We start from the raw sequence: 25,451 nt of genomic DNA, 5'->3' as shown, positions 1-25,451 counted from the left end.
CCCGGTCTTCAGAGATAAAGGGTGGTCGTTCGGACGGTGCCGCGCCCGATGCGGGTCGAGAGCTGACAGATGCGGATCGTCAGACTGCCACCCGGTGTCAGCAACGCGCCCCAATCGGCGGTCTGTTGCGCGGCGCTGTAGACGACCGACGGCGCATTGCTGGTCAGGATCCGCTTCACGGCCGCACCGTCCATGATCCGGACCTCGTAGCTTTGCTGTTCTTCGGCCATCGGCACCTCCATGCCCTGCCAGCTGTCGGCGGCGAGATCACGACACCGGCGCGTCCAGCGGAGCGTCAGATCGCCTGGCACATGTGGGCGCCGCCATGGCTGGGCAACCTGAACCGGCGAGAACGGCCGCAGCCCAGCGCCCTCGGCCGTGAAACTGATGGCAGCGAAGGTGTCGCTGCTGACCGGGTGGCGGGCCGGACCGATGCGCCAGTTGAAGGGGATGCCGAGATCGGCTTCCGGGATCGGCAGCGGAGTCAGCGCTTCGTTCAGCAGCACGACCCGCGCTCCGGCCGGGGTGGGATTGCCTATGGCCTGTTCGGTGCCGCGCTGGCCGCGCAGCAGCCGGGTCAGGCGATAGCGCCCCAGCGCGATCAGCTCGGCATGGCCCGCCTGGACGATTTCCCAGCGTCCCGGCGCGGCTTCCACAGCCAGCGCATTAGCACCGCCAAAGAGGGCCAGATCGCTGACGCTGTCCAGCTGGCCGCTCATCAGATCGAGGATCAGGACATTGCCGAGATCGACCCGCGACGTGGGCCCAGGCCAGAGGTCCGACGCAAGGCGTCCGAGATTGGCCCGACGGCGCACCGTCGTCACCAGATCGAACCCGTCTTCGCCGGGGCTGCGATACACGGCCAGCGCGCCGGGCCAGGGTTTTGCGGTGGCGGCGATCAGCGGCTGATGGGCCGGAACATCATCTCGGAGCTGAGGTAGGTCGAGCAGGATGACTTCCGGCGGACCGAAGGTCACCGCGCGGGGCAGGGTGGCAGGGCGCTCGGCGCCGGGCGGCAGGTCATAGGCCTCGCGGTCCTGCCGCACCGCCTCGATGCCGCGCGCTTCGGCATCGGCAATCGCGGTCAGGCGGAACTGCTGCTGGCGCCCGTCATGGTCCAGCGCGATGATATCCGCCGGATCCAGCGCCAGCCGTGAGGGCGGCAGGCGAAACACCGCGCTTTCGCGGCCTGCCCAAGCCTCCTGCAATGCCCGGCGGCAGCGGCGTTCGGCCTCTTCCGGCGGCACGGCCATCGGAAAACTCTCCGAGGCGATGCGGCTGGTGTCCACGGTGATGCGCGCGGCTTCCACCAATGCGGCATCGTAATCCTCGTCGGCCCGGGCCACCTGCCACTTCAGCGCCTGTGGCAGCTCCGTCTCTTGGGCGCGAGTTAGCTCGATGGGTTCGCCGTCCGAATTACCCGCGGCCAGATCGTCATGGGCGATGGTGGCAACCGGTGCCCGGCCGCGCATCACAAATCGGATGACGCCCTCGCTCTCGACCGCGTCAAACCCGAAGTGCCGCGCCAGCGTGGTGATAGAGGCGCGGGGGCTTTCGAGGGCTGTGATGGCGTAGCCCTCGGCCGCGCCCCAGAGGCCGGAGACATCGATGCGGCTTTCCGGCAGTCCGGCGCGCCCGCAGAGATGGCGGACGAGGGCCGCGAGCGAGACCGCGCCCAGCCGCCCGGTCAGCCAGTGCCCTAGCCGCCAATTGGCGCCATCGGTCCAGACGTCGCTGAGGGCCGGAAAGAAGGGATAGGGGCGGGCATCCCAGGTCCATGCCGCGCATTCCGAGACCTCGACCATGCGCTGGCCGGTGATCGCGGAGACCGGGTTGTTCGCTGGTTTGCCCCAATGGAGATAGGACGCCTCCAGATAGGCGCGCTGGATGGCATCGTCGCGCCAGCCGCGCGAGAAATAGGGCGCGAAGCTCTCCGACGACTTCGGATCGTAGAAGACATTCGGCTGGTTGGTGCCGCGGTCGATGGCCGGGCAGCCGAGTTCGGTGAAGCGGATCGGCTTTGACTGCGGCACCCACGGCGTCGGTGTCGCGGCCTCGACGCCGCCCGGCCGGTCGAAATGCCGGTTCGACCACCATGAGCGCAGATCTTTGGGCCGGAAGACCCATGGCTTTCCGTGGGCACCATCGGTGATCGGGGTGCGGACCTGCGCCGCGCGGTCGGCCTCGGAGGCATAGAACCAATCGAACCCTTCGCCGCCCGCGATATTGGACTGCAGATAGGTCCGGTCATGAATGGCAGGCCAGCCAGCTTGGGCGTCCAGATGATCGAAGCCGTCGCGCCAGTCGGAGAGCGGCAGGTAATTGTCGATGCCGATGAAATCGACGTTCTGGTCGGCCCAGAGCGGGTCCAGATGGAAATGGACATCCCCGCTGCCGTCGCCCGGCTGATGCCCGAAATATTCCGACCAATCGGCGGCGTAGCTGATCTTCGGGCCCGGCCCGAGGATGGCGCAGACATCAGCGGCCAGCGCCTGGAAGGCAGCGACGGCCGGATAGCTGTTCAATTCCGAACGGATCGTGGTCAGTCCACGCATCTCTGAACCGATCAGGAAGGCATCGACCCCGCCCGCCACCGCGCAGAGATGGGCGTAATGCAGCACCATGCGCCGCAGACCATGGTCGCTCGGGTCGCCTGTCCATCGGACATCATCACCGGTAATGGTAAAGTCGCCCGCGCTGGCACTGCCGAAGAAGGCATCAACCTGATCTCCGGCCGTCGCCGTCTTGTCGGCGCTGCCTGCCTGACCGGCGGCGGGCGAACAGGTGATCCGTCCACGCCAGGGGAATGCGGGCTGACCCGTCCCGGCGGCGTTGTCCGAATAGGGGTCCGGCAGAGTGTTGCCCGGCGGGATATCCATCAGGATGAAGGGATAGAAGGTCACCCGCAGCCCGCGCGCCTTCATCTCCCGAATTGCCTGCACCACCGCGAAATCCGCCGGCGTGCCGCCATAGACGGGACGATCCTGACCATCGCGGCTGACGAGATGGGCATCGGCCCGGCTGACGCCATTCACGGACCATGTCCAGGGGCTGCTCAACTTCTCGGCGACCTCGACGCCGGGCCGGATGGCGCAATGGCTGCAGCGCAGATCATCGCCGAACCAGGCCACGACCAGACTGACGCTTTCGACCTTCGGCGCCATGGCCTGCAGCCGGTCCAGCGCCACGATCATGTCCGGGCTGCCGGGCATGGCGTTCAGGTTCTCGGTAGAGGTCGTGCCGCCGGTACTGTGGCCGAAGACATTGGTTTTGGCGCCCGTGGTCTTGCGCACCGGCTCGGTGGCATAGGTGAACTCGCCCGAGGCCGGGATCAGCGTCACGGCACGGGTCAGCCCCTCGGCGGTATCCGGATCGGCCAGCGGCCGGAAGACCTCGAAGCTCAGCTGCGGCAGGCGGTTGCCGTAATCGTTCAGCGGCAGATCTTCGAAGACGACATAGGCGGTGCCGCGATATGCGGGCGTGGCCTCTGGGCCCATCGTGGCGGCGATGAATGGATCGGGCTGTTGCGTCTCGCTGCCTGGGTACCAGCGCCAGGTAAGTCCCGAGGTGTCGAGCGGCTTGCCATCGGCCCAGATCCGCCCGATGCCGGTAATCTCGCCTTCACATAAGGCGACCGCGAAGGATGCATAATAGAGATATTCCGTGGTCTCGACCTTCGGTCCGCCACCCTTGCCGCCGCCCTGACGGCTGGTGCGGGTCTCCTCGCGGAAATCCGTGGCCCAGACGATATTCCCGCCCATGCGCATGCGGCCGAAGATGCGCGGGATCACTGCGCCCTCGGTCGAGGCGGTGATGCGCAGATTGTCGAGCCGCGCGCCTTCGATTCGTTGGGCCGGGGCCAGCGAGGAGACGATCCAGCTGTCCACGGCCGCGCCTATGGTGGAGCCGATCATGCCGCCGATGGCAGCACCGGAAAATCCGAGGATCGCGCCGCCGAAGCCGCCGCCAATCGTAGCGCCGACCGAGGCCAATACCAATGTTGCCATGAAAAAGTCTCAAATGCTGGGGAAGAGGAAGGCAAAAGCGATGCGGCGGCGCCAAGAAGGCGTCAGAGGTTCTTCGATCACACCAAGCCGCTCATAGGCGTGGATGAAACGGTCGGGCGCGGTGAGAATTCCGACGTGCTTGGCGATGGCATCCGTTCTCATGCGGAAGAGGACCAGTGCACCCTGCCCGGCATCCGCGACGGATAACTCGATCATCATCCGCCGCGCGCCCTCGGCCAAGACTTCGCGGGTGCCCGTCTCGCCCCAATCGCGGCTATAGGGCGGGATCGGAAAAGGCTCGTCGCCCACGACCTCGCGCCAGACGCCGCGCGCCAGCCCGAGGCAATCGCATCCGACGCCCCGGAGGCTCGCCTGATCGTGATAGGGCGTTCCAAGCCAGCCGCGCGCGGTGGCGATGATGCGGTCCGGAGCCCCATCGGTTTGCGACCGGGTCACAGCACACCGCCATCGTGGCGACCGTCCGATGAGGCATAGCGCAGAATGGTGTCCTGACCGGGAATATGCGGGAAGCCCCGGAAGTTCGCCACATTCCCGAACTTCTGGCCGCAAGTGGCGATGCGCTTGTCGCAGCCCGCCCGGATCGTGAAGCCGTCCCCCGCGCCGATGGGGCGGATCGGCGCTTCCAGCAATGTTAGCACCGCAATCCCATCGCTGCGGTCATGGGCCAGCACCTCCGCGCGGCGACCGGCATTGGGCCCGGATGTCCATGTGAGCGTGCCGAAGCGGAACCAGCCGGGTGCGAACCCACCGAGTCCGGAGGCGGTGAACGCCCGGTCGCGCAGGCTGTCGATGACGGTCCCCGCGCCGCGAAAAGCCGGATCCTCCAGATCGAGACAGCAGCGCGCATCGCCCAGCGCGGCGTCGCAGCTGGCCTGAAAGGTCCGCCCGACGGTTTGGCCGAGGAGTTGCGACATCGACCGGACCTCGGCCACAAAGGCATGGCGCCCGCGCCTTATCTGGCCGATGGCGCCGCGCCGCATCAGCACCCTTTCCGATGGCGCCTGCCAGTTGACCCGCCAGAGTTCCACTTCGGCATTGTCCCAGCGCCCGTCCAGAATATCGGCCTCGGTGATCCGGTCCGAGCGCAACGCGCCTGCCGCATCCTGCGCATCGACCGAAAGGTCCGCGCCCGACCTGATCTCGCTGGCCGTCAGCCCGCTTTCCGGTTCGAACTCCGTGCCGTCGAACATCAGCACCCGGTCGTGATCGGTGAAGCCGAAAGCTGTGCCATCGGCGCGGGTGATGCGCCAGCACCAGGCCAGTGTCGTGGTGCCGCTGTCGAGATGGGTCTGCAATGCGGGCAGGATGTTCTTCATCGCCGGATCTCCAGCAGCGGAATGGAGGTGATCGATCCCAGCCGCTCGATATCCAGCGTGACGTCCAGCACGTCGCTGTCGAAGCGGACCAGCACGTCGAATTCGAACCCGGCGGTGATGGCGATGCCGGTGGCGGGCGCGGTCTCGAAGCTGATCAGGCCTGTCTTGTGATCGACCGACCAGCCGCCAGCTTGTGGCACGCCATTCACGGCGATCTGGACGGTGCCCGCGACCGGCTTGCTGATCGTTCGCGTCCAGGACTGGCCGCCAGAGGCGTAGCGCTTTGCCAGCTGGAACGCGGTCGCGACGCCATCGCCGGTGCCGATCTGCTGATCCATCGGCGACGGAGTCTGCGACGGCAGGCAGGACCGATGATCCGCCCAGTCCTTGAACCGGAAGCCGTAAAGCCTGCCGTTCCGCGCCTCGAAAAAGGCCACCACCACCGCCAGATCGTCGGCGCGGCGGATGCCGTAGCTGACATCGTAGCGGCGGCGCGAATTGGCCCAGCTGGCATTGCGCTCCTCGTCGCCGCTTGCCAGTTCGACGATCTGGGTGCGCCGTTCCGGTCCGCCCCGCGCGCCGCGGCTGATCGTGTCCGGAAACCGGACTTCGTGGAATGCCATGTTCTGATCTCTTTCTTACAATCCGCGCCGGCCGAGCGAGACGGCACGGGCGATATCGGCGGCGATCTGGGTGCGGGACTGCCGGAAGCTCTCGGCGTCGCGCGCATGGATGTTGACTGTGACGCCCTTGCCGTGATCCTGCGCCTCGCGGCGCGAGAGCACACGCTCGCCGCGCTGGAGGATCGCGGGCACCTCGTCATGGCGCAGCCCGACCATGCCGCCAGCATGCATGCGTGGCGCGCCCGCAAAGGCGAGTGCCGGAACCATGCGGCCAGCACCTGTGGCACCGACCATTCCGCCCGTATGCATGATGCTGGCGAAAATCCCGCCCGCGCCGCCCAGCGCACTCGAAAGCGCATTGGCAATCGGCCCGAGCAGGAAACGCCGCGCGGCCAGCTTCGAGAGATCGGCCAGCAGCGAGGTCACCAGATCGCGGAAATCGAGTTCGCCGGTCTTCACGAATTCCCCAACGGCGTTCTCGGCGCTCTGGAATGCGCCCACCAGCGCCTGTCCGATATCGGCGCCGATATCCTTTGCCTTCTTCGCGTAGTCCGACAGCGCCTCTGTCACGGCCTTCCAGCCGGTCGCCGTGGCCTCGGTCGCGGGCTTGGCCTCTTCCGCCGCTTCCTTGCCAGCGGCCCCGGCATCCTTTGCCGCTGCGCCCGCGCCGCTGGCAGCCGTTTCGACCCCGCCCAGCGCATCCTCGTAATGCCCGGCGGCTTCCGTCGCCACGTCCAGCGCCGCGCCACCGGCATCATCCTCGCCGCCCGACATCGCGGCACGCAGCGCATCCATCGCCCGACCGACGCCATCGAAGGCCGAGGCTCGGCTGGAACTGGCACGGTCGCGATAGCGCCCCGCCATATGCGCCGAATTGCTGGCCGCATGTTCCAGCATCGAGGCACGGCCTAGCGCCTCGAACACGTCGATGCGGGTATCGGAGCCGATTTCTTCGGCCACCTTGTTGAAGGTGGGCGCGATCATCCCCAGAAAATCCGCCCATTTCCCGGCGAGGAAGGCCATCAGCCGGGTCCAGATCGCTTCGATCTCGGATTGCATGGCCCGGAAATCATCGGCGAAGGACATGACCGTGACCTTGATCCCCTCCCAGACGGCCTTGGCCACATCGGCCATCAGCGCCATGGCATTGCCAAAGCCGCCCGCGCCGTTGACCAGCTTCGTGAACTGATAGACCAGTTCCCCGGCGCCGACGATCAATGCGCCGATGCCGGTGCGGATCAGCGCCCCGCGCAGCACCACCAGTGCTGTGGCGAGGCCCCGGACGGAGAGTGCCGCTGCCGCCAGCCCTGCGACCCAGCGGCCGGCCATGAAACCCGCGAAGCTGGCCGCATAGGTGGACAGACGTCCGATCTGGTCGAAGATCCCGGAGATCGCCATGCCGAGCGGGCCGGTGCGGCTGGCCAGCGCCGCCATTGCGTCGGCGACGGCTTCCAACGCAGGTGCGGCGGCCACCGCCAGCTGGTTCGACAACCCGCGCCAGACCAGGCCCAGCCGCGAGATGGCGTCATTCGTGCGCTCGATCCGGTCGGCATCCTGCTCGGAAACCACGACCCCGAAAGCCCGGACATCCTCAGTCGCCTGCCGCAAACTGGCGGTGTCAATGCGCGACATGGCGATGGAGCCTTCTTCGCCAAACAACTGCCCCGCCACGGCTGCACGTTGCGCGACCGGCACGAACTCGGCAATGGCGGCATTGATCGCGCCGACGCGCTGATCCAGCGGAAGGGCCAGCAGGTCAGCGCCCGTCAGACCCAGCCGCGCCAGCGCGTCCGCCGCCGGACCTCCGCCCGCTGCCGCCTGGCTCAGCCGCCGGGTCAGATCCTTGGTTGCCTGTTCGATCCCGGACATCGACACACCTGCCAGTTCTCCTGCCCGCTCCAGCGTCTGGATCGAGGCGACTGTGGTGCGGAGGGATTGCGCGAGCTTGGCCTGCGCATCCACCGTCTGGAGTCCGGCCCGGACCATGGCGATCCCGGCCGCAGTGGCGGCGGCGACCGCAGCGGCTGCTGCCACACCGACTTTGCGGGTGAACCCGGCCATACGGGCATTCGCCGCCTCCATATCGCGTGAGAGCCGCCCGAAGCCGCGCGATCCGGCCTCGCCGACACCTTCCAGCTCGGCGCGCACCTGTCGTCCGCCCACTGCCGCAAGGCGGACGCTGACGCGTTTTTCTGCCATCTCATCGTTCCATCTGTTCGTTCATCTTGCGCACCATCACCGCCTCGATGATGGGCAGCAGTTCGGCGGCTGCCGGGGCTGGAATGCCCAGCGCCGCTGCCAGCCCCAGCGCCGCGTTCAGATCCCAGCCGACCACTGCGCCCGGCAGCACCCGCAGCTGACCGCCAAGCCGCCCGACCAGATCCCAGATCTGCCAGCCCTCGAAGGTCAGCGGCTGGTTCAGCCGCGACGGGCAGTCTTCGCAGCTTTGCGTGCAGGCCGCGCAGTAGCTGTCGCCCCCGCCGAAAGACCATTCGGCGAGGGCGCGGAGACGTTTTTTTCCTGTTCCAGCAGCAGACCCTTCGAGACATAGACCAGCTGGAAAGCCTCGAAGATCGGCCAGATATCCAGAAGCGCGTCGATGGCATCCGGGCTGGGGGCAATGGCATTCCCCTCGGCGTCGCCGACACCCTCCCAGTCCAGCACCGCGCGCCGGGCCAGCGCCTTGGCGAAGATCAGGGCGCGGGTCTCGTCGATGGTCCCGTCCGGCACTGCTTCGACATCCGGATCGCTACGGGTGGCGACCATCAGCGCGGTGGTCAGCGGGCGCAGCTGCACGCGGACGCCGGGCGCCAGCGCGTGCCAGCGCGGTTCGTTGGTCAGGTCGAGTGTCAGCATCAGTATTCCTCGCGGTCGTTGATCAGGGTGGCGGTGCACATGCGGCCCAGCGCACTGTCGCGCGCGGCCTGCCAGTCGAAGGTTGCCTGCACGCCCTGCGGACCGGAAATCTCGATCCGGGGGCGGGGCAGATAGACAGCATGCACGGTGAAGCTGAAGCTCTCTCCCGAGGGCAGGGCATAGGAGAAATCCAACTCGCAGGGTTCGCCATTGATGGCTTGGCTCACCAGCGTGCTGTCCGAGAACCGGACCTCAATCGAGCCGGTCAGGGCCGCAATGGACGGATCGGCACCATCGATGCGGCCATCGGCGCGGATGGTCTCGATCCGGTCGAGATTGTTGGCATAGCTGATCTGGGCCGAGACAACATTGCCCAATGCCGCGCCGTTGCGGGTGATCGCGCCGTTGAAATGGCCGAAGCGCTTCAGGTCGATGGGGGTAGGGGTTCCGGCATTGCTGACGGTCCCGACCGTCTCGCCCTGCGCGACCAGGCGCGTGGTCGCGGTCAGAAGACCGGAGCGCTGCATCTGCCAGCTAAGCTGGTCCAGCACGCAGCCCGAATAGATCGCATAGCGCGGCACCTCGGGCATGCCGGTCTCGATGGTAAGGCTGGGAAGCGTCCAGGCGCCCGAGCGGAACTCATGCGTCCAGGGCCCGGTGCCGGTGGTGACCGGGTCTCCAAACGCCGCCTTCAGCCAGAAGCCGAACGCTTCGGCATCGATCGGCAGGAAGACATCGCCGTCGGCCGTCACCGCATCCTTGATCGGCGGCAGCGGATCGCGGTCATAGCCCAGCAGTTCGGAATTCAGCAGCGGTTGCTCCGCGCCGAGCGTGGTGCTGGCAAACGGCATTTTGGTAAAGCCGCCAATCGGCGGCGTGCCATAGACGGTCTCGAACGCAAGCGCCATCTGCGCCCGCGCCCCCTGGGCTCGTGCCATGAAATGTCCTTTCGGTCGGTGTCAGGTTAAGGTGATTTGCGGCGCGCGGTTGCGAGTCCGGGCGCTGCGCCGCAGAATGGGCCGGTGGTGGGATACGGTTTGTGAGAGGTGCGATGGTGGTGTTGGGATTGCTTCGAGGCGCAGGTTGGTTGTTTGGAAAGCGGGCGCCCCTCGCGGTCATAGTGGCCATGGTTCTGACGGGATGTGTGCCGTCCGAGGTTGCGGCACCCGCGACGCCATCACGGTTCGATTTTGCCGGGCAGGTGACCCGGGTTGTCGATGGCGACACCTTCTGGATCAACGGGCAACGCACCCGCATCCGGGTCTGGGGGCTCGACGCACCGGAGATCGGCCGGGCGGGCGGGTCGACCGCGACGGCGCAACTGGCGGGCCTCGTCTCCGGGCGGTCTGTTCAGTGCCGGATGCGCGATGTCGACCGCTACGGGCGCATCGTCGGGCAATGCTGGTTGCCGGACGGTCGCGACATCGCGGCGACGATGATCGCCAGCGGCACCGCGCGCGAATATTGCCGGTTCTCGGGCAATTATTACGGCACCTGCTGATCGGCCGTCATGCCAGTGGGTCGGTCGTGGTGTAGTGCAGGATGACCGGAATCACCGCCGCCTTCAGGCTGGGCGCGCCCTCGACAGGCAGATCGACCGAGCGCGGCGACTCGGCTTCGATCCAGTCGCACAGCCCGCCCAGCGTCCGGTCTGCGGCGATTGCCGTGCCAATGCTGGTGCAGAGGGCGTCGAAGGCAGCGTCACGGTCGGCACCCTGTACTACCGCCTCAATTTCGGCGCGGTGCTGGTAGTGGTAGCGTAGCGGCGACAGCGTCACCTCGGGCTCGCCCGGTTCGCCATCGCGGAAGATCAGCAGGCCGTCGGGCGGCACGCGTTCGGGTAGGACGTCGCTGCGGAGGGCGTTGGCGGACAGCGCTGAGAGCCGCGCGTGCAGCGCGGTCAGGATGGTCTCGCGGGTGGTGGGCATAGAGCTGCGATTGCCGTTAGACCAGATCTCTGAGATCAACTATTCCGCCTAATAGCGCTGACAGTGCGGGAAGCGCGCTTTTTGTAGCGCTAAGTAGCTTTCTACGCCTAAGATGGTTCGCCACCTGCATATTCACGTAGTAACGAAATGCCGCTCCATCGGCCTTACTTTCGCGCTGACACTTTCTGGCTAGATCTGCGATTCGCCCGATTTCTTCAAAAAACTGATCCTTTGACTTCCCTCCAAGCTTCAAGAAGAAGAATTCGTCGCCACTTGCTCGAAATACGACGCACGGCAGATCCGGAAAGGCTATCTCTAACTTATCGATCATGCCGGCAGCCAGCGCCACGCCATATCGTTTTGGTTGAATCCAGCTGTCCACACCATAGCCCTCTTTGACGGGGATTAGCAGATGCCACGCGCCCCTCGCATGTTCGTCAAAGCCCTCTCTGGCCTCGAGAACCCAGCCGATCTTTTCTGGATTGTACACACGGTCGATATAAGTGCCGACAAGCGCTCGCTCCTGCTCAATCTCCTCGATACCTGCCTGGTTATGAACTGTTCTCATAGGTTATAGTCCCGTGTTTATGACTGCCAGTTTGGTCAGCAAGCACTGCAAGCTGCGCGAAGGCAAGCGACGTTATTGCATGGACAATTTTGTTTTCTTCATCACCGCTTTCCTTCCACCCACTTCCCGACGATCCTCCCCGGCACGCCATCCGCCGCCCGCTCCGCCTCCCGTGCCAGATCCAGCCGCTTCGGCAGCCTGACCTGCGGCACCAGCAGGAAGACTGGTACGGTGGTGCGTCCGCGCCCGGTTTTGGATCTGGATGCCACCGCCCGGCCCTTGGTGTTCAACCGCCCCTCGGCAACCAGCAGGCTTGGCCCGCGCTTGCGATAAACGAAGCGCAGCCGCAGCCCGGTGCGACGCTCCCATTCGCCGGGCGTGATGCGCCCGCCGCGCAGGGATTTTCCGGCGGCTTCGGTCGGGATGACCAGCCAGAAGCCATCGCGGGAGCGGATCAGCGGACCGGCATTATGCGCGCCGACGATGACCGGCGCCTTCGACCAGACCAGCGCGGTGGCATTCAGACTGTCGCCCGCCTTCGGATAGGTGGCGTTGCGGATCGAATTCGCCAGTCTGCGCCCAAGGCCCGCCCCGGTGATCTGGCCGCGCCATGCCGTCTTCAGGCCCACGCCTGCCTCGCGCATGGCACCGGTCACGGCTTTCTCGCCTGCCTCGATCTCAGCTTGCATCATGGCGACGAGATCTGGATCGATATCGAGCTTCAGTCTCATGCAGGTATCAGTTCTACCGTCCAGATCAGCCGGTCGCGGTCACGGATCGGCTCGCCCTGAATGGCGAAGCTGTCGGCGCCGATGACGATCAGATCGCCCTCCCGGGGATCGGTGAGTTCGCTGATCCGGATATCGACGGTCAGCGTCTCGGACAGGATCCGCGCCGATCCGAATTCGGTGATCCGGTCCGGCGCGCGGCGGATGAGGCGGATCGGGCGTTCCTCCGATGTGTCGGCGGCGATCCAGACGGCTGATACCGACATATCGGGATGGCCAAAGATGCGGTTCATGGCGGCGCTGAAGGCGTTCATCAGTTCGAGCTGTGCAGCCGGATCGCCAGCCGCGGGCGCTTGTTGACCGGCAGGATCGATGCCTCGGTCATCAGGTCGATCCAGCGGCCCTTGGGATCGAGATGCTGGCGGGCATAGAGCGGCAGACCGATGGTATTGGCGGTTTCCAGCAGGTTCGCAGGCCCGCCATAGGTCGTAAAGGTGTCCATGGTGCCGGTCGCGAAGGCGATGCCTTCATTGGCCGGTACCAGCCGTTCGCTGGCTTTCGTGGACAGCGTTACTGTGCCCGCATATTCCTCGAAGAGGATGCCGGCGAAGGGGAAGTTGCGACGTACATCCTGCCGCAGCGGCTGGGCACCGGTCGCGGCGTAGAACTTGTATGCCTCTTCCGTCTTCGGATGCGAGATCAGCTTGTCGAAGAACTCGCGGCTGACCAGCGCGTGGACCCCCGACATGCTTTCGCCCAGCAGATTGTCCTCGACGGCGCGCAGCACCTCGCGGACCTTGCCCTGAATGTTCGTGCCAGCGGTGCCCAGGACGAAGTCGACGCTGATCTGCGCGATGCCGAATTCGGTGAAGTAATTGTAGAGCGTCGTGCCCGCCCCGTCCTTCACGATGCCGCGCAGCGCGTTCATTTCCATATATTCGCGGGTCTGGGCATGCTTGCGGCGCATCAGCGTCAGTTTCCGCGTCATCACCGCGACCAGCGGATCGGCCTCGTCGCCTGCGCCGATGGCGGGCACGCCCTGAATATCGGCGGGCAGGATCACATCGTCATGCGGGATCCAGGGCAGCGCAAAGCTGCGCATGGCGCGCCCCTCTCGCGAGCCGACGGTAGCCGGGCCGCCCAGCGCGACCGAGGGCAGGAGGTTCAACACGCCTTCGATCTGCTCGATGATGACGCTACGCTGGGAGACGCCCTCGAAGCGGAAGAGGCCCAGTTCTCCGAGGCGGGTATAGAGGTTCGGCAGGATATTGATGGCCTGCGTCATCTCTGCCAGCGAATAGCCGCCGGCATCGAAGGGATTGCGGATGATGGTCATGGGGAAACCTTGTCGGGGAAGGGGAAGATAGGATCTTGGTCGGGCGGGTCCGTGACCCTCGGTCCGGTTCGTAACCGCCGGGTGGGTTCGTGACCCCGGGGCCGGTTCGCAACCCGTCAGGCGCTGTCGCGGATGACGATGCCCAGCGCGGTCAGTTCGCCATGCTTGGCGGCGATCTTGGCGGCATCATCGACGCTGCCATCGTAGAAGAGGGCATCGCGCGACAGGATCGCCGGGCCACGGACCAGCAGGATGCCGGTGGCCTCGGCAAGCCGCGTATCGACCGGATAGAGCAGGATGCCTGCGGCCAGTTCCGCACCATCGCTGCCGCCATGACTGGCGAAGGTGTATTGGCCGCTGACGGTGACGCGGCCCAGAACCGCACCTGCCGGGTATTGCGTCCCCTCGGCCAGGGTGACGGTCTCGCGGGTATAATTGGGGTTCAGCTCATATTTGAGCGCATCGCCCATGCTGGGCGGTTGGGTCAGGACGGGCATCATGGTCTCCGGAAGGTGTCAGGCGATCAGCGCGCGGCGCTGTCGGCGGATTTACGGACGGCGGCCACAAGCGGGCTCGGCTTGTTTGTGGGCGCGGGCGCGCTGGCCAGAATGCCACTGGCGTCGCTTCTGGCCGCGAGACTGTCGAGGATCTGGCCGCGCAGCGCATCGGGGCTTACGCCCCGCCTCACGGCATCGGCCGCGTCCATGGTGACGCCCAGCTTGGCCGCCTGGGCGCAGATCGAGGCCACTTCTGCGGCTTCGGCACGGATGGCATCGGCATCGGTCGGGGCAGCAGCCGGTGCGGTGTCAGGCGTGGACGGCACTGCCGCCGGTTGCTGCGCTGTCGGCGCGGCCTCTGCACCGGAGGCGGTGGCGTTCGGTGCTTGTTGGTCCGGTGTCCGGGCATCTTCATCCGTCTGATCGGTCATGATCATCTCCTGCTTGGGGTGGGGTGGTGAAAGGGTTGGGGATTGCGCTTGTAGGCCGACCGGCAATGCCGGGCGGCCGAGGCTTTCGGCAAAGGCGCGAAAGGCGGCACGTGGATCGGCCACGGCATCGGCCAGACCGGCATCTACAGCCGCCGCGCCACGGAAGATGGCGGCCTCGGTGGCGAGCGCCGCTTCCCTTGTCATCATGACTCCGCGCCCGGCGGCGACGGTTTCCGCAAAGAGGATCCGCAGATCCTCCAGCTCGGCCTGCAGCCGGTCGCGGATAGCTTCGGGCAGCGCGGCATAGGGGTTGCCGTCGGCCTTTTGGGCTCCGGCATGGATCAGTGTCACCGCGACGCCCTTCTGGGCCAGCATGCCGGACATGTCGGTATGCATGGTGATGACACCGATGCTGCCCGCCACGCCGGTGCGGGGCAGGGTGATACGGGTCGCCTGCGAGGCCAGCGCGTATCCGGCCGAGAGCGCATGTTCGGCGAGAAAGGCGTGCACCGGCTTTGTATCCCGTGCGGCGCGGATGCGGTCGGCGAGATCGAAGGCCCCGGCCACCTCGCCACCGAAACTGTCGATTTCCAGCGCGATGCCGCGAATGGCAGGATCGCTGACTGCGGCGTCGATCTGGGCCGCGAGGCCCTCATAGGAGGTGAGCCCCGAGCTCTGGCCGATCCAGGCGCCGCGATGGACCAGCGTTCCGGCGATGGCGATCACCGCCACGCCATCGATCACCGGGAACGGCGCATCGGTGTCTTCACCATGACGTCCGACCAGATCGCCGCCGATCAGCGACGCGCGGGCCGTCTGCCGCGCGGCCGACTGGTCCGGTTCGGCGACCGTCATGCCGTTAAAGCGAATTTCCTGCCCGGTGATGCGCGGCCCCAGACCGCTGAGAAAGGCCAGTGCCTTGGCGGGTGCGATCATCAGCGGCGTGTCGAAGGCCCGCTGGGCGATCTGGGCATGATGCATCAGCGGTCCTCCTTGGCATCGTCTTCGTCGTCAGGGTCCGTTGGACGGTCTTCGTCTTCGTCCTTGCCGTTCGTATTGTCGGTGCGCTCACCAGCGGCTTCGCTCTTCGGCCCCTGCGCGGGCGATCCGGGGCGGCGGAAGTCGAGGCCCAGCGCTGCCTCGCGTTTGCGTTCGGCCGCGATCTCGCGGTCGACCTGTTCCGCGTCATAGCCGCGCTCGGAAATCGCCTGGCTGCGGGATTTGAGCCCCGCCTCGATCTGCAGGATCTCGGCCGAGGCATCCTTCATCGGATCGACCCAGTCCCAGCGCGTCGGCAGCCAGCTGACTGCCTGAAATCCGCGCCGGTTGCGGTCATAGCCGGGCAGGTCGATGGCGCCGGACAGCACCGCCAGATCCAGCCAGCGCTGCCAGACCGGGCGGCAGAGCTGATGGACGATGACGCTGTGCTGGATGGCCGAGACCCGGCGGCGGAAATCCAGCAGCGCGACGCGCGTGTTCGAGAAATTGCCTCGTGCCGTGTCGCCGGTCAGATAGGGATACGGAATGCCCAGCGCTGCCGCGATCTGCAGGAGCGTGCGGTATTGGAAGGGCTCATAGGTGGACCCCGAGTCTGGCGTCGCGGGTGTCGAGACATCCTCGCCCGGATCGAGGCGCACGACCTGACCGGGCTCGACCTCCAGATCCTCTTCGGCCGGTTCCAGCGGCGTTTCCGGGGCGGGCGAGGTGATGAACATCGCGAACATCGCCGCGGTCTTTTTCCGCTCCAGTTCTGCGTCGTCATAAAGATCCAGCGTGAAGAGTTTCACGATGGCCGGTGCAAAACGCGACACGCCGCGCAGCTGACCTGCCTCGACAGGGTCCAGCACATGGATGATCTCCGAGGCCGGGACGCGAACCGTTTCGCTGACGAGGCCCGGATCGGTCATATCACCCGGATGGCGGCGCAGCAGGTGATAGGCCACGCGACGCCCGATCCGGTCGAATTCGATGCTCTGACGGATCGTCCCGCCGCCGGGCAGTTCCCGGTTCAGATCCATCGGCAGCATTTCCGAGGGCAGCATCTGCAGCTGCAGCGGCACCGACAGCCCGTCTTCGGTGCGGCGCGGACGGAGTCGCAAAAACACCTCGCCCGCCAGAAACAGTTCCCGGGCGGCACGGCGCTGGAGACCATAAAAGTCCGTCAGCCCCTCGGCATCGGCCTCGTCGGTCCAGCCAAGCCAGAGTTTCTGCAGTGCTTCCTTTTGCGCGGCATTGGCGATGGAGGAGGAGGGTTTGATGCCGTCACCCACGACGTTGCTGGCGAAGGCCTCGACTGCCCCCGACGCATAGCCGTTGTTCCGCGCCAGCCAGCGGGCCCGCGCGGTGATGGTCTCGCCCGCGCCCGCGATCAGCGTGTTCACATGGGCACGGCTGGCCCGGAAACCGCGCAACCGCCGGTGCGACTGCGCCGCGTCGAACCCGCCGATAATCGCGCCGAGGCGCGCGCGGATGCCGTCAAACGCCATGGATCAGAGTCCCTTCGTGGCCACGGTGCCCCAGCGCCGACGGCGCGTGGAACCCGTCGCCCGTGCGATCCGGGATTCCAGATCCGCGATGGCAGCGGCCAGTTCGGCGTCCGAACCATAGGTCAGGGTCTTGCCGTCATAGCTGACGCTGCGCAGCCCGCTGAACCGGGCCTCCTGCAGGGCCGTCAAAAGCGCCTGCATCCGATCGATTTCCATCTCTCACCTCATGAAACGCGGTGTGTAAGTCTGCCGCTTGCGGCGTGGCGTGGTCGGTGGCGCACCGGCCTGACGGGCAGGCGGGTCTGCAGCAGGCTCGGCGGTATCGGTTGAATGGGCTGCGCCCGCATCCGGTACTGGCGCCACGACTCCGGCCTGATCCTCCAGCTGCCGCCACATGCGCTCGTCCCAGCGATCCGCGCCCATGATCCAGGCGGCGGCGCGGGCATAGACACGGGTGTCCAGCGCCTCGTTCCTTTCGCGCAGCTTCTGCCATTCCTGCCGGGCATAGCCGCGCTTGTTGCGGACCATGACCAGCTGTTCGGCGACCAGCTGCTTCAGCCATTCGCTGTCCGCCCAGTCCGGCAGATGGATCATCCCCGGCGGATCGGGTTGATCCTCTTCGGACCGTTCCAGCCGTAGAAACCGGTAGGTCTCGATCTTGAAGGTGGCCGTGGCCACCGACCAGAGCCGGGCGCCGCGGCGCAGGCGTTTGCCGCCCACGGTCGCATCGACAAAGGTCGGCCCGGAGACCGGCGTTGCCCGGTTGAAGCCCTCAAGCCCCTTGACCGGCACGACCTGTTCAAAGCCCTGCGCCCGCGCCCAGGCATAGACCGCCGCCGCCTCATAGCCGGTATCGATGGCCAGCTTTGCGATGGGCATGACCGCGCCATGCGCATGCTGCCATGTGCGGCCGAGCAACTTGGTCAGCTCCGCCCATGCCGCCGGGCTGTCAGGACCGCCCGGGATGACGATGTGATCGATGAGCCAGCTTTGCAGTCCGCGTCCCCAGGCCCAGATATCGACCTCGATCCGGTCTTTCTGGATATCGGCTCCGGCGGTCAGGAAGAGACCGCCCTCCGGGATCTGGGCGCCAAAAACTTCCCGCCGGTCGGCCAGCCGCTGCCATTCCGGCGCCTCGCCGCGCTCGACCCAGGTCTCGCCCAGCAGCGTGTTGCGCGCCGCGCGCAGCATCTCGTCATTGCCTTGCGCGGCCAGCCATTCCCGGGCGATCTGTTCCCAGCTTTTCCAGCCGATGGGCGAATAGAGCGCCGAGAGGTGATAGCCGACATGATGCGGGTCAGTTGCAATCGCCGTCGCGCGCCATTCGCCAGCTTCCAGCATGGCGGTCTTGTGATGCTCGGCGATCAGCGTATCGCAAGCGTTGCAGGCATAGGCGGCGGTCTCGGGCCGACCCTTTTCCCAGCGCAGGCGCTCGAACTCCAGCCATTGCATCGCACCGCAATGCGGGCAGGGGACGAAGAAGCGCCGCTGGTCCGAAGCTTCGAATTCCTGCTCGATCCGGCTCAGCCCCCGGATCGTCGGGGTCGAGACCAGAAACACCTTTCGGCGATGCGCGAAGGTGGTGCTGCGCGCCTCGGCCAGCGTCACCGGATCGCCCTCTTCATCGGCCGAGGGCGGGTAGGCGTCGATCTCGTCCAGAAACAGATAGCGCGCGGGCATGGACCGCAGCCCGGTCGCACTGTTCGCCCCGGTCAGGACCAGAATGCCGCCGGGGAATTCCTTGGACAGCATCGAATTCCCGGCATCGCGGGACCGTGCCGGGCTGACCCGTTCGCGCAGCGCGGGCGAATCCGAAATCAACGGATCGAGCCGCCCGCGCGAGGCGCGCTTGGCCATCTCGACCGTCGGCAGCACCGCCAGCATCGGCCCCGGCGCGTGATGGATGACGAAGCCGATCCAGTTGTTCCCGGCCTCGGTCGCTCCGACCTGCGCGGCCTTCATGAAGCTGATCCGCTGAGCCGGGTGCCGGGGCGAAAGCGCATCCATGATCTCGCGCAAGTACGGTGTCCGCGCGGTGCGATAGCGCCCCGGTTCTGCCGCCGCCCGCGAGGACAGCCAGCGATGCCTGTCCGCCCATTCGGACACCGTCAGATCGGGATCGGGCCGGATGCCGCGCGACCAGGCGCGCAACATGTCCTCGGCGCCGTCGAAACTCAGGTCGGGGCTGTGATCATCGCTCCTATCGTCATCATTCAAGAGAAACCTTGAGGTCGGCGAGGGCGGCAAGCTGGTCTCGGACATGGGTTTCCAGCACCCTCTGCAGCACCCCGGTGCCGATGCTCGCTGCTTCCCCGGTGGTCTTTTCCATCTCGGCCGACAGTTCCGCCGCCATGATCGCGGCGACGCGCGCGGGCCAGGTCACCCAGGCATCGCGCTCCTGCCGGGCGAGGCGAAAGACCAGCGTCTCGGCCCGCGCCCGGTCGACCAGCACGCCCTTCTTCTTCTGGATCGCGATCTGGCGCTCCTGCGCCTGATAGACCGTCAGCGCCGTCCGGGCCTTCAGATAGGAGGAGCTGTCGCCCGGACCGGAGATCGAAGGGGCGGCGAGACTGTCGGCGGGCCGGGTTGGTCTTTCCGATGCCGCAGCCTGCCGCGCCGTGCCACCGTTGGATCGGTTCTGCTGATCGGGATCGGTGGTGGCCGCGCGCCTTGAGTCCGACGCCGCCGCGTCGATGGAGCCGTCCTCAAACAAGACCAGCCTGCCGCTCCTGCGCGCCTTCTGGATCGCCCCACGCGACAGTCCCGCATGGGCCGCATAGGCCCGTTCGCTCATGCCCTTCATAGGTGCCACCGAAGATGATGGTGATGTGCATCAGAAAGCACTGTTATTGCTCCGAATTCTCTACACTTCAGGACGCCCCGGAGCGATGCTGCATCAACGAAACGCAACTCCCGGAGACCGAAATGACCCGCCAAACCGCCCGCACCAATGACGCCGCCCTTGCCGCCTTTATCGCGAAGAAGGCCGAAATCGACGCGATGCTGGCCCGGCTGCAGGACTTCAGCGAGGATCATTTCGGGGCAGACCCGGAGCGGTTGAACTGGGGCGATGTCGGCAGCCTCGAATATCAGGCCCACCTGCTGAAGCAGATCAGCGATTTTGCTTTCGGCGAAGGTGAGCACGCCGCCTGACGCGCTGGTCTGCGCCGACCGCTGAGCCCCGCATTATGCGGGGTGAGCCCGGACTGTGGCCCCCGTGGGGCCGCGTAAGCCGGGCGAACGCTCCGTAGAAGCCGACCGCAGCCTGCGGCGGCGATGCACGGAGCCAGCCATGACGAAACTCACCGACACCCAGACCCTGATCCTGACCCGCGCCGGCGCGCGGCCGGGCAATCTCGCGCTGCCGCTGCCCGAGGGGCTACATGGCGCGGCGGCGAACATGGCCATCGGTCGGATGATCAAACTCGGCTGGATCGAAGAGGTCGAAGCCAATCTCCGGCGCAACGAGCCGCTCTGGCGCGAGACCGGCGACGGTCACGGCACCACGCTGATCGCCACCGAGGCCGGGCTGGACGCCATCGGTATCGACCCGGTGGTGGTGAGGACCATGGCCGGATTGCGCGACGCAAAACCCGAGGCCATTGCCGCCGCCCAGCGCCCCGGCACGAAACAGGCCCAGCTGATCGCCATGCTGCAAACGCCGGAGGGCGCGACCATCGCGGAGATTGCCGAGGCGACGGGATGGCAGCACCATAGCATCAGGGGCGCCATTTCCGGCTCGCTGAAGAAGAAACTGGGGCTGACGGTGACCTCCGAAAGGGTCGAGCGCCGCGGGCGGGTTTATATTCTTGCCGGAAATGTCGACGCAGCAATCAGATAGGACCAGCCTGCCAGTGGCATCGAATGGCGACGCGGTAGAAAGCGGCCGTTCAGGAAAAACTAAACCTTAGGCCTTCTAGTGTACTGAAGTAGCGAAAGGTCAGCCGCAATGTGCTTGACTGTGGCGTACACAACGGTTCCGTTGGCGTCCTCAAGTTCAAAAGGCACATTGATCTTGAAAACACTCGGCTGGACCTCTCCCCCGTTGATGGCAATGTTGTCGGCGTAGAGATAGGTTCTATTCGAGTGATCAAGGATTGGGTTCAAGCGCCCTTCCAGGTCGGGAATATAACCAGTCGACCGGATAGTGATTGAGCCAATATTGTCCATTCGCGGCAACGTAATCTCCATCTCTCCCTCGGTGTCCACTTTTTCATACATTGCTGCCGGAAAACTTGGGTGAGAGGCTAGTAGAGTGCTAGGCCTGCTGACCTGCCCCGGGATTTTTCCTCCAGATGCGATTAGAGTCCGGCCCAACTTGAGGACGGACAATGAAGCGAACGAGATTCACGGACGAACAGATCATCGGCATCCTGGCAGAGCATGAGGCAGGCGCGAAGTGCGCTGACCTGTGCCGGAAGCACGGCATGTCGGAAGGCACCTTCTACAACTGGAAGGCCAAGTTTGGCGGCATGACGGTGTCGGAGGCGAAGCGGCTGAAGGGGCTCGAGGATGAGAACGCCAAGCTGAAGAAGCTGCTGGCCGAGCAGATGCTGGATCTGGCGGCGATGAAGGACCTGGTTGCAAAAAAGTGGTAGGGCCCGCCGTGAAGCGTGAAGCCGTTGCGTATCTTCGGGCCGAGCATGGCCTCTCGGAACGGCGGGCCTGTCACATCGTCGGCGCGGATCGAACGATGATCCGCTATCGATCCCGACGCGCGCCGGATACGGCGTTACGCGGTCGGTTGCGGGACTTGGCCAACGAGCGCCGGCGGTTCGGTTACCGGCGCTTGTTCGTATTGCTGCGCCGCGAGGGCGAGCCCTCGGGGATCAATCGGATCTATCGGCTCTACCGCGAAGAAGGGCTGACGGTGCGCAAGCGGAAGGCGCGGCGCAAGGCGGTCGGAACACGGGCCCCTATCCTGGTCGAGGCGCGGCCCAATGCACGCTGGTCGCTGGATTTCGTCCATGACCAGTTCGATTGCGGGCGAAGATTCCGGGTGCTGAACATCGTCGATGACGTGACCCGGGAATGTTTGGCGGCGATCCCGGACACCTCAATCTCGGGGCGGCGCGTGGCGCGAGAACTGGCCGCCCTGATCGAACGCCGCGGAAAGCCCGGGATGATCGTCTCTGACAACGGCACCGAACTGACCAGTAACGCGATCTTAACCTTTGCCGCCGATCGCGACATTGAGTGGCATTACATCGCCCCGGGCAAGCCGATGCAGAACGGATTTGTGGAAAGTTTCAACGGGCGGATGCGGGACGAGCTGCTCAACGAGACCATGTTCCGCAACCTGGCCCATGCCCGTATCGTGATCGCCGCCTGGGCTGCCGACTACAACACCGAACGCCCGCACTCGGCCTTGGACTACCAGACCCCGGCTGACTACGCGCGGACCCTGACCGCCGCAATCGCCCGCCCCGCTGCGCGAGATGAAAGCTCCGCGCGTCGGGCGATTGCTCAACCTGCGCCAATTGGCGTAAACACTAACCGGGCTCCGGTCGCGGCTGGATGAAAGTTCAGGGGCAGGTCACTGCGAACCTTTAGCTCGAATACGGCGAGACCGTCATCGCCGGTTTTAGCGGCGATTGAGGTGCCGTTGTTGGCCTGCACCGTCAAGTTACAGCCCTTTATTGGCGTACCTTCGTCATCTCGGACACTGATTGAAAGCTTACTTCCGGCTGACGCTTCTGCGCGCGCTAGCGTGCTGAAATCGCGACGAACTAGCTCAGTGGGGACCGATCCTCCCGAACTAACGAGCTTCTTTGTCACGAGAGAAACAAAATCTTCAGGCGAGCGGTTTCTCAGCGAGATGTAACCCACAGTAGGCAGGACGCCGGGTATTTCAGTGTCATCGAACCTTGCAGGTAGAATGTACTCCTGCGCTTCTTGGAAAGCGCGGGCCTGCGCCGATTTCCGCTCATGATTAGTCCAAAGCTTATCAGCATAGGCTCTGGAGATGAACATAACAGTGAACTGGGCGCGCCGGTGATAGACCTCCGAAAGGTGGACATAGAGGTCTTTGCCCCAGAGGTCCGCCTCCTCAAAGAGGTCATAAAATACCTTTATACCTCGCTCTTTCAGAAGATTTGCCACTCGATCAACGTAATCACGTTCTTCGCCGGCGAATGAAAGTGCGATATCATAGTCTCGATTTTCAGCCATACGTCTAGCATAGCCGCAGTCTGCGAGGATCGGCAATGGGCTGACATCGGCCATTTGCCCCACCATTTCACCCGCCCTCCAGCAGCTGATGCGCCAGAGTTCGGAGCGCATGCGCCGCAACCAGGGGGACCACGCCATTGCCACAGAGGCGGAGCCGGTCCACCCGGTGGGCCAGCCCATCAGCGCCTCGACGAACAGCGGGTTCAGCGTCCGGCGCTGATCGGAGGTATCGCTGCCAGCCCTCGGCGTCGTGAGGACCTGGCGGCCAAGGAGGCCGTTCACCGGCGTGTTCGCCAGCGTCGTTGCCCCGTCCTTGTGATCCCGCGCTGTCGGCGTCATCCACATGCCCGCCGCATGGGTCAGGTCCGCCGATTTGCGGCTGCCAGCGCTCGGTTTCGCACCATCCGTCGCCAGCGGCGTCGGCCATTGCGCGGCCGTCGTCGCGAGGTTCATCCCGTGCTTGCCCGCCACCTGCGATGGCGTCGGTTTCGTCTGCCGGTTCTCGTTGGCGCTGGCCCTTGGCGTCGGCCAGAGGCGCAAAAGTTCCGTCCGGTTCCCGCCACTCGAGCGGGTGCCGGAGCAGGCGCGCGGGGTCGGCCAGTTCGTCGCCTTCCCGAATGGCGAGGATGAAGAGCCGTTCGCGCCGATGGGGCGCGCCGACTTCCGCCGCCGTAAACAATCCTGCCGCAAGCCTGTAGCCCATGCCGACCAGTCCGCCTGCGACTTCGGGGAAGCCGAGGCGGAGATGATGGGCGACGTTTTCGAGGAAGACGAAGGGCGGCTCAGCCTCGCCGATGATCCGGGCAACATGCGGCCAGAGATGGCGGGGATCCTCGGCACCCCGGCGCTTTCCCGCCACGCTGAACGGCTGGCACGGATAGCCCGCAGAAACGATATCCACCGCGCCGCGCCAAGGCTTGCCGTCGAAAGTGGCAATGTCGTCCCAGATAACAGCCTGATCCAGGGCCGCGTCCGCCATCCGCGCCACGAGAGTGGCCGCAGCGAAGGTTTCCCGCTCGACATGGCCCACAGTTCGATATCCGGGCAGGGCGAGGGTGAGGCCGAGATCGATCCCGCCCGCGCCGGAACAGAGGGAAAGCCCGAAGAGGCAGGTGTCATCGGCCCCGGAAGCGTATCCGGGGGCAGGTAAAGCCAGGTCATTCATGGTCTCAGCGTCGGGAGGTTGTCAGGTCGGCGAAGGTCTTGTCTGTGCCTTCCAGCACCGCCGATTGCCCGGTCAGGTTCTGCCAGCGGGCGATGGCGACATCGACATAGGCGGGGTTCAACTCGATCCCGTAGCAGACCCTACCAGTGGTCTCGGCGGCGATCAGTGTCGTGCCGGAGCCCATGAAGGGCTCATAGATCGCCTGCCCGGGGCTGGAGTTGTTCAGGATCGGGCGGCGCATGCATTCGACCGGCTTCTGCGTGCCATGCACCGTTTCCGCATCCTGATCGCGATTGGCGATCTGCCAGAGGGTGGTCTGTTTGCGATCCCCGGACCAATGGCCCTTGCCGCGCTTCTTCACCGCGTACCAGCAGGGCTCGTGCTGCCAGTGATAATCGCCGCGGCTGAGGACCAACCGGTCCTTGGCCCAGATGATTTGCGAGCGGATATCGAAGCCCGCCGCGATCAGGCTGTCGGCGACCGTGGTGGCATGCAGCGCGCCGTGCCAGACATAGGCGACATCGCCCGGGAACAGCGCCCAGGCCTCGCGCCAGTCGGCCCGGTCGTCGTTCAGCACCTTTCCGGTGCGCTTGGTGGCCGATGCGCCGGTCTGGTTCCGCCAGCTCGGGTCGTATTCGACGCCATAGGGCGGATCGGTGACCATCAGCAGCGGCCGGACATCGCCCAGCAGTTTTGCGACGACATCCGCGCTGGTGCTGTCGCCGCAGATCAGCCGGTGCGGCCCGAGCCGCCAGAGATCGCCCGGCAGCGAGACCGGGTCGGCGGGAGTTTCAGGAACCTCGTCCTCGCCCTCGGCGCCGCTATCTTCGCCGAGAGCCGGATCCTGCAGCAGCGCCTCCAGCTCGTCCTCGGCAAAGCCCAGCAGCGACAGCTCGAAATCCTCGGCCAGCAGCCCCGCGACCTCGTCACGCAGCAGCGCCTCGTCCCAGTCGCCGAGTTCCGTCAGCTTGTTGTCGGCGATCCGGTAGGCACGGCGCTCGACCTCGTCGAGATGGCCGAGCCGGATCACCGGCACTTCGCTGAGCCCCAGCTCGGTCGCCGCCAGCACGCGGCCATGGCCCGCGATCAGCTCGCCATCGTCGCCGACCATGCAGGGTACGGTCCAGCCGAAGCGCGCCATGCTGGCGGCGATCCGGGCGACCTGATCGGGCCCGTGCATCTTCGCGTTCCGGGCATAGGGGCGCAGCCGTTCGATCGGCCAGAACTCGATCTGGCGCGGCGCGAAGGTGAGGTCCATGGGGTGGGGTCGTCCTGTGGTTTTGGGTGGCTTCTGGCGAGGTGGCTTCCGCCTGGATCA

The 25,451-nt window shown here is 65.7% G+C and carries 25 protein-coding genes and 1 pseudogene; 4 read left to right on the top strand and 22 right to left on the bottom strand.

Going from position 1 to position 25,451, the window contains the following annotated elements; all coding sequences use genetic code 11:
* Positions 1 to 8: 8 nt before the first annotated feature.
* From JHX87_RS08440 to JHX87_RS08405, 8 genes are all read right to left on the bottom strand, one after another.
* A complete protein-coding gene (locus JHX87_RS08440) occupies positions 9 to 4,007 on the bottom strand; it encodes a baseplate multidomain protein megatron (protein ID WP_271886848.1) in 3,999 nt (1,332 codons plus the stop codon).
* A 9-nt stretch (positions 4,008 to 4,016) separates the two neighbouring features.
* Positions 4,017 to 4,463 carry an NlpC/P60 family protein gene (locus tag JHX87_RS08435; protein WP_166331093.1) on the bottom strand — a complete coding sequence of 149 codons (447 nt, stop codon included), beginning with the start codon at positions 4,461 to 4,463 and terminating at the stop codon, positions 4,017 to 4,019.
* The gene (locus JHX87_RS08430) at positions 4,460 to 5,344 is read right to left on the bottom strand and encodes a DUF2163 domain-containing protein (RefSeq protein ID WP_271886847.1); all 885 of its coding nucleotides are present in this window, start codon (positions 5,342 to 5,344) and stop codon (positions 4,460 to 4,462) included. The genes JHX87_RS08435 and JHX87_RS08430 overlap by 4 nt, the downstream gene beginning before the upstream one ends.
* A complete protein-coding gene (locus JHX87_RS08425) occupies positions 5,341 to 5,967 on the bottom strand; it encodes a DUF2460 domain-containing protein (protein ID WP_166331097.1) in 627 nt (208 codons plus the stop codon). The genes JHX87_RS08430 and JHX87_RS08425 overlap by 4 nt, the downstream gene beginning before the upstream one ends.
* A 15-nt stretch (positions 5,968 to 5,982) precedes the next feature.
* Entirely contained in the window at positions 5,983 to 8,166 is a 2,184-nt protein-coding gene (locus JHX87_RS08420) for a phage tail tape measure C-terminal domain-containing protein (protein ID WP_271886846.1), read from the bottom strand.
* A 1-nt stretch (position 8,167) separates the two neighbouring features.
* Entirely contained in the window at positions 8,168 to 8,317 is a 150-nt protein-coding gene (locus JHX87_RS08415) for a DUF7697 family protein (RefSeq protein WP_235931379.1), read from the bottom strand.
* 68 nt (positions 8,318 to 8,385) lie between these two features.
* On the bottom strand, positions 8,386 to 8,823 hold the full coding sequence (locus JHX87_RS08410; protein ID WP_166331101.1) for a hypothetical protein: 438 nt from the start codon (positions 8,821 to 8,823) through the stop codon (positions 8,386 to 8,388).
* Entirely contained in the window at positions 8,823 to 9,761 is a 939-nt protein-coding gene (locus tag JHX87_RS08405) for a phage tail tube protein (protein ID WP_271886845.1), read from the bottom strand. The genes JHX87_RS08410 and JHX87_RS08405 overlap by 1 nt, the downstream gene beginning before the upstream one ends.
* 188 nt (positions 9,762 to 9,949) lie before the next feature.
* Between JHX87_RS08405 and JHX87_RS08400 the strand changes: the two genes are divergently transcribed.
* A complete protein-coding gene (locus tag JHX87_RS08400) occupies positions 9,950 to 10,324 on the top strand; it encodes a thermonuclease family protein (protein WP_166331105.1) in 375 nt (124 codons plus the stop codon).
* 7 nt (positions 10,325 to 10,331) lie between these two features.
* Here the strand turns inward: JHX87_RS08400 and JHX87_RS08395 are convergent, their stop codons facing one another.
* The 11 genes from JHX87_RS08395 to JHX87_RS08345 form a co-directional block, all read right to left on the bottom strand.
* Positions 10,332 to 10,751: an acyl-CoA transferase gene (locus JHX87_RS08395; protein WP_271886844.1), complete on the bottom strand. Its 420-nt coding sequence runs from the start codon at positions 10,749 to 10,751 to the stop codon at positions 10,332 to 10,334.
* Between the two features lie 16 nt (positions 10,752 to 10,767).
* On the bottom strand, positions 10,768 to 11,319 hold the full coding sequence (locus JHX87_RS08390) for a hypothetical protein (RefSeq protein WP_271886843.1): 552 nt from the start codon (positions 11,317 to 11,319) through the stop codon (positions 10,768 to 10,770).
* A gap of 101 nt (positions 11,320 to 11,420) precedes the next feature.
* Positions 11,421 to 12,050 (bottom strand): DUF6441 family protein, encoded by a 630-nt coding sequence (locus JHX87_RS08385; protein WP_271886842.1) that lies wholly within the window; start codon positions 12,048 to 12,050, stop codon positions 11,421 to 11,423.
* Complete coding sequence (locus JHX87_RS08380; RefSeq protein WP_271886841.1) at positions 12,047 to 12,361, bottom strand: head-tail joining protein; 315 nt, start codon at positions 12,359 to 12,361, stop codon at positions 12,047 to 12,049. Before JHX87_RS08380 ends, JHX87_RS08385 begins: the two co-directional genes overlap by 4 nt.
* Positions 12,361 to 13,383, bottom strand: a complete 1,023-nt coding sequence (locus JHX87_RS08375) for a major capsid protein (protein ID WP_271886840.1) — start codon at positions 13,381 to 13,383, stop codon at positions 12,361 to 12,363. Before JHX87_RS08375 ends, JHX87_RS08380 begins: the two co-directional genes overlap by 1 nt.
* 116 nt (positions 13,384 to 13,499) lie before the next feature.
* On the bottom strand, positions 13,500 to 13,880 hold the full coding sequence (locus JHX87_RS08370) for a head decoration protein (RefSeq protein ID WP_271886839.1): 381 nt from the start codon (positions 13,878 to 13,880) through the stop codon (positions 13,500 to 13,502).
* A 26-nt stretch (positions 13,881 to 13,906) separates the two neighbouring features.
* Positions 13,907 to 15,292, bottom strand: coding sequence for a S49 family peptidase (locus tag JHX87_RS08365; RefSeq protein WP_271886838.1), 1,386 nt, complete (start codon positions 15,290 to 15,292; stop codon positions 13,907 to 13,909).
* Positions 15,292 to 16,797 carry a phage portal protein gene (locus JHX87_RS08360; protein ID WP_271886837.1) on the bottom strand — a complete coding sequence of 502 codons (1,506 nt, stop codon included), beginning with the start codon at positions 16,795 to 16,797 and terminating at the stop codon, positions 15,292 to 15,294. The genes JHX87_RS08365 and JHX87_RS08360 overlap by 1 nt, the downstream gene beginning before the upstream one ends.
* A gap of 3 nt (positions 16,798 to 16,800) precedes the next feature.
* Positions 16,801 to 17,013 (bottom strand): phage head-tail joining protein, encoded by a 213-nt coding sequence (locus tag JHX87_RS08355; protein ID WP_271886836.1) that lies wholly within the window; start codon positions 17,011 to 17,013, stop codon positions 16,801 to 16,803.
* A gap of 3 nt (positions 17,014 to 17,016) precedes the next feature.
* A complete protein-coding gene (locus JHX87_RS08350) occupies positions 17,017 to 19,059 on the bottom strand; it encodes a phage terminase large subunit family protein (protein WP_271886835.1) in 2,043 nt (680 codons plus the stop codon).
* The gene (locus tag JHX87_RS08345) at positions 19,007 to 19,600 is read right to left on the bottom strand and encodes a hypothetical protein (RefSeq protein ID WP_271886834.1); all 594 of its coding nucleotides are present in this window, start codon (positions 19,598 to 19,600) and stop codon (positions 19,007 to 19,009) included. Before JHX87_RS08345 ends, JHX87_RS08350 begins: the two co-directional genes overlap by 53 nt.
* A gap of 23 nt (positions 19,601 to 19,623) precedes the next feature.
* Here JHX87_RS08345 and JHX87_RS08340 point away from each other — a divergent pair, with 23 nt between their 5' ends.
* The 3 genes from JHX87_RS08340 to JHX87_RS08330 all read left to right on the top strand — a co-directional run bounded on the left by JHX87_RS08340 (position 19,624) and on the right by JHX87_RS08330 (position 22,318).
* Positions 19,624 to 19,950 carry a hypothetical protein gene (locus JHX87_RS08340; protein WP_419182192.1) on the top strand — a complete coding sequence of 109 codons (327 nt, stop codon included), beginning with the start codon at positions 19,624 to 19,626 and terminating at the stop codon, positions 19,948 to 19,950.
* A 139-nt stretch (positions 19,951 to 20,089) separates the two neighbouring features.
* Positions 20,090 to 20,638 carry a DUF3489 domain-containing protein gene (locus tag JHX87_RS08335; protein WP_271886833.1) on the top strand — a complete coding sequence of 183 codons (549 nt, stop codon included), beginning with the start codon at positions 20,090 to 20,092 and terminating at the stop codon, positions 20,636 to 20,638.
* A gap of 490 nt (positions 20,639 to 21,128) precedes the next feature.
* Positions 21,129 to 22,318, top strand: a protein-coding gene (locus tag JHX87_RS08330) for an IS3 family transposase (protein WP_140849566.1) whose coding sequence is annotated in 2 segments (ribosomal slippage) — positions 21,129 to 21,381 and positions 21,381 to 22,318 — 1,191 coding nt in all. Because the reading frame shifts where the segments join, the coding sequence is not laid out codon by codon here.
* Here the strand turns inward: JHX87_RS08330 and JHX87_RS08325 are convergent.
* The 3 genes and pseudogenes from JHX87_RS08325 to JHX87_RS08315 form a co-directional block, all read right to left on the bottom strand.
* On the bottom strand, positions 22,264 to 23,421 hold the full coding sequence (locus JHX87_RS08325; RefSeq protein ID WP_272833916.1) for a toll/interleukin-1 receptor domain-containing protein: 1,158 nt from the start codon (positions 23,419 to 23,421) through the stop codon (positions 22,264 to 22,266). The genes JHX87_RS08330 and JHX87_RS08325 overlap by 55 nt on opposite strands.
* A gap of 205 nt (positions 23,422 to 23,626) precedes the next feature.
* Positions 23,627 to 24,133 (bottom strand): annotated as a pseudogene (locus JHX87_RS08320) (DNA cytosine methyltransferase); the annotation flags it as partial.
* Between the two features lie 4 nt (positions 24,134 to 24,137).
* On the bottom strand, positions 24,138 to 25,391 hold the full coding sequence (locus tag JHX87_RS08315; RefSeq protein ID WP_271885668.1) for a DNA methyltransferase: 1,254 nt from the start codon (positions 25,389 to 25,391) through the stop codon (positions 24,138 to 24,140).
* Positions 25,392 to 25,451: the final 60 nt, after the last annotated feature.

This window comes from Paracoccus fistulariae, assembly GCF_028553785.1.
Lineage (GTDB): Bacteria > Pseudomonadota > Alphaproteobacteria > Rhodobacterales > Rhodobacteraceae > Paracoccus > Paracoccus fistulariae.
The sequence above is the reverse complement of the archived record's forward strand: the minus strand, read 5'-3'. Positions and strand labels throughout refer to the sequence as shown.